The organism is Streptomyces sp. NPDC048479 (assembly GCF_040651435.1).
GTDB lineage: Bacteria > Actinomycetota > Actinomycetes > Streptomycetales > Streptomycetaceae > Streptomyces.
Map to the genome: position 1 here is coordinate 1 of NZ_JBEZKA010000091.1, position 3,704 is coordinate 3,704.

Here is a 3,704-nt window from a genome sequence, read left to right on the forward strand (position 1 = left end):
CTGAACTTCCTACGCTTCTGTGCCACGTGCTCTCTCCGCCGTTCTGGACTTCGATCCTATGGGGACCGCTGTCCGAGAACTTCGGGGCGCCTCAGTGGCCGGGCCGGATCAGTTGACGCACCCGGGTAGCGGTGTGGGGGTGCAGTTGGTGGGGCGGTTGTGTACTACACGGCTGGAGATCAGGATCACCGGGTTCTCACGCTCGTACCCCCCTTGGAAGATCCCGCCGGGAGCGCGCTGGGAGGAGTTGTTGTCGACCGAACTGTCCCGGAGGGTCATGAGATTGAACTGTTCGACAAAGATGCCGCCGGCTACGCCGTTGGTGCCGGTGGTGGTATTGCCGTGGACACGGCTCCGGTTGAGCCTCGCTGCACTGCCACCGGTCTGGTAGATGCCGCCGGCCGAGACGGCCGCCGTGTTGTCGCTGACGGTCGTGTCGTTGAGGTCCACGCTGGTGAAGGCGCCCTCGTTTCCGGCTACGGTGATGAGCAGGCCGCCTGCCGCAACACCGGCGCGATTCCTGGTGATCTTGGTGTCGTTGACGACCACGCTGGGGCCGCCCACGACGAGGCCGCCGCCCTGGCCATCGGCACTGTTGCCGCTGATGGTGCTGTGCGAGTACGTCGCGATGCCGTCCACGTGCCACACTCCGCCACCATCGTGTGCGTGGTTGCCCCTGATGACACTGTTCCGGATGGTGAGCGAAGAGTCCTCCTGTTTGCTGAAGAAGGAATAGTGGTTGATGCCTCCGCCGAAGCCGTCGGTACTGTTGTCGACAACCTTGCATCCGTCGAGCGTGAGCTTGCTGGCGAACACGCTAATGCCGCCGCCGTTACCCGGGTTATCCGCACTGCTTGTTACTGAGCGGCCATTGCGGATGGTGACGTCGTGGAGGCTCAGGTCTCCTTGTCGGGGAAACCCGATCCCATCGGGGGCGCCGACCTGGAAGATGCGGAATGCTGTCGTGGAGCTGCGCCTGATGGTGCTTCCGTTGCCGTAGATAGTGATCTTGCTGGTGATCACCGGCAAAGCGTTGCCCTCGTTGTCCGGCGTCGTGATGGTGTAGGTGCAGCGACGGGCGAGGCTCAGCGTGCCGCCACCGGCGTGATTCGCTTTCTTGATCGCGTCCTTGATGGCCTGCTCGCTGCAGCGGACCTGATTGCCGTGGTCGGCGTCGTCGGCGTGAGCGGTGGCCGGAACGCCGATGACAGCTGCGACCATCACCGCTGCCCCGGCAAGAGCCGTGAATCTCGACATGTACTCGCCCTTCTGAGGATGGACGGGGCACACCAATCCGAATCGGCTCACCGATGCGCCTCGAACATTTTTGGTTCTTTAGGCGCAATTTATGTGTTACGCATCGTTTTCGTGCTGCGGCGTGCTGCTCACTCCTCCATCTGTGGGGGGCACACGGCCGTCCACCCGAGACAGTGGCGAAGCCCTCGCCGGTATCTCCCCGCCGCCCGGCAGCCTTCTGGGCTGCCGCGGTTCGGGTCAGGCGCCGGGTCATCAGAGTGATGAGTGACCAGGTCGGATGGACATCACTGTGCTGCGGAAGGCGTTCGTAGTCCCTTGCGGGCATCGCGGCGTCGGCACCAAAGCGGGCGCGGGCACCGTTCAGAACGCACGTTTTCGATCTCCATTCTCGATACTTCACTTCAAGTACGCCCTCGGGCTGGACCTGGAGAACCGGGGCGTTGACTTCTCGGTGCTGTCGGCTACAGAGCGGTCTATCCCGAGGAGGTCATCAACGGCCACCGGGCCTTCATCACCCGCCGTCGAGCCCTCGTCCCGCCGGCGAGTACAGAGTGCCGACCGATGAGGAGCGGGAGGAGCTCCTCGGTCACCCTTTTGACTGCACCATCAATGACCGGGCTGGATGCCAGCGCCAGCGAACTCGCCCGGCATGAGGCCGAGGCGTACGAGTCCGAGGACGAGTACGACGTCAGGGAAGCGGGCAACGAAGCCAAGGTCACAGCATGATCTCTGGTCCCGGAGCGACAGCAGCGCTATCGCCGCCCGGCGAGAACAGACGAAGAACAAGCTCGACCAGGTGGAGAAGGCCATCGGCCAGATCCGGCGCGAACGCGGCCGCCTCTCCGTGCGGGCTATCGCGGAGCGAGCGGGCGTGTCTGCCACGTTCCTCTACGAGAACGCCGACGCCCGCGCTCTCGTCCAGCAGGCCGTCACACACAGCAAGCGGCAGCGCGACCAGGCCGCCGCAGAAGCACACGAGCAGATCGAAGCGTCCTGGCGCGAACGGGCGCTGAACGCTGAGGCCGAGCTCACCCGCACCCAGAGCGAAGTCTTCTCCCAACGCCAGCACATCGGTGAACTCATGGGGCAGCTCCGCGACTTCGACCAGATGGTTCCTGGGGAATCCGTCCAGGTCCTCGTCACGGAGAACACCACCCTCAAACGGCGGGTTCACCAGCTCACGCAAGAGCACCGCAAGCTGCAGGAGCGGCTCGAAGGAGCCCGGTCCAACCTCCGCTTCGCCGACAAGCGCATCGCCGATCTCGAAGCCCAACTCCTCGAACAGGACCAGCCATGACTCTCCCGCTCGGCTCCGAACCGATCACCCTCGACCTGTGACTTAGCGCTTCAGTTGGCGAGTTGAGTGTTGTGGTTGGCGAACGAGCTGATCTCGCCCCCGACACCCAAACTCTCGCCGCCCGAATCGACCGAGACGCCGCAGCCCAACCCACCCGGGGCCATAGCGCATGAGCACACAAGGCTCACGTGTCGGGGTGTCGTTAAGGCTCGGCGTCAGGACCGGGCGAGGACGCAGAACTCGTGGCCCTCCGGGTCGGCCAGGCACGTCCACGGGACGTCGCCCTGGCCGACGTCGAGGTCGGTGGCGCCGAGGGCCCGCAGCCGGGCCACCTCCGCCACTCTGTCGTCACCGGGGTCCGGCACCAGGTCAAGATGGACGCGGTCCGGCACGGTCTTCACACCCGGCGTGCGGAGGAACTCGAGATACGGGCCGACACCCTTGGCGGAGCGCCACACCGCATGATCGTCAGTCACCTCGTGCAGGGTCCAGTCCATCGCCTCGTCCCAGAACCGGGCCATGGCCCGCGGATCCGCGCAGTCGACCACCACTCGGGCGATCGGCCCGGTGTCCCGGTAGGTCTCCCGAGGCTCCAGCACGCAGAACTCGTTGCCCTCGGGGTCGGCGAGGACCGTCCACGGCACTTTGCCCTGGCCCACGTGGGCGGGCGTCGCACCGAGAGCCTGGAGGCGCGCGACCAACTCCGCCTGATGGGCCGCAGAGGTGGTGGCGAGATCGAGGTGCACACGGTTCTTTGTTGTTGTCTTGGGTTCCGGGACGGCAATGACGTCGACGCAGACGCCGACCGAGTCCAGCCAATCGAAGCCGACGGGTTTCACGGCGGTCGCGCCGGGTTCCTCGCCGGCGACACCCCAGCCGAGCGCCTCCGCCCAGAACCGGCCGACCGCCGAGTCGTCAAGAGCCTTTATGTTCACCAGAACAGGTCGCAGTGTCATGCCGGCGATCCTATGCACCCGCTCTGCAACGACATCCGCACCGTCGCCAAACAGAGGTCAACTCGCTCACCAGCCGCAATGCTCAGCTCGCCAACTAGATGTATTGACCTGGAGCGTTGTTCACGCGGCTGATGGGTGGCTGGCCTTCGAGTGCGGTGTGGCAGCGGTGGTGGTTGTAGGTGTGCAGGAAGTCT

At 65.1% G+C, this 3,704-nt stretch carries 3 protein-coding genes and 2 pseudogenes; 1 reads left to right on the plus strand and 4 read right to left on the minus strand.

Annotation, left to right across the window (positions count from 1 at the left end; genetic code table 11):
• Positions 1 to 108 precede the first annotated feature (108 nt).
• The gene (locus AB0D12_RS40985) at positions 109 to 1,221 is read right to left on the minus strand and encodes a hypothetical protein (RefSeq protein ID WP_362695129.1); all 1,113 of its coding nucleotides are present in this window, start codon (positions 1,219 to 1,221) and stop codon (positions 109 to 111) included.
• Positions 1,222 to 1,486: 265 nt separating this feature from the next.
• Positions 1,487 to 1,576: pseudogene (locus AB0D12_RS40990) on the minus strand (IS5/IS1182 family transposase); the annotation flags it as partial.
• A 435-nt stretch (positions 1,577 to 2,011) separates the two neighbouring features.
• Between AB0D12_RS40990 and AB0D12_RS40995 the strand changes: the two are divergent.
• Positions 2,012 to 2,554, plus strand: a complete 543-nt coding sequence (locus tag AB0D12_RS40995; RefSeq protein WP_362695126.1) for a DUF6262 family protein — start codon at positions 2,012 to 2,014, stop codon at positions 2,552 to 2,554.
• 215 nt (positions 2,555 to 2,769) lie between these two features.
• Here the strand turns inward: AB0D12_RS40995 and AB0D12_RS41000 are convergent, their stop codons facing one another.
• A complete protein-coding gene (locus AB0D12_RS41000; protein WP_362695123.1) occupies positions 2,770 to 3,510 on the minus strand; it encodes a VOC family protein in 741 nt (246 codons plus the stop codon).
• Between the two features lie 94 nt (positions 3,511 to 3,604).
• Positions 3,605 to 3,704: pseudogene (locus AB0D12_RS41005) on the minus strand (IS481 family transposase); the annotation flags it as partial.

Bases quoted from the DNA above. Each gene is read 5' to 3' on its own strand.
- AB0D12_RS41000 (WP_362695123.1), bottom strand. From the start codon at position 3,510: ATGACACTGCGACCTGTTCTGGTGAACATAAAGGCTCTTGACGACTCG.
- AB0D12_RS40985 (WP_362695129.1), bottom strand. From the start codon at position 1,221: ATGGTCGCAGCTGTCATCGGCGTTCCGGCCACCGCTCACGCCGACGAC.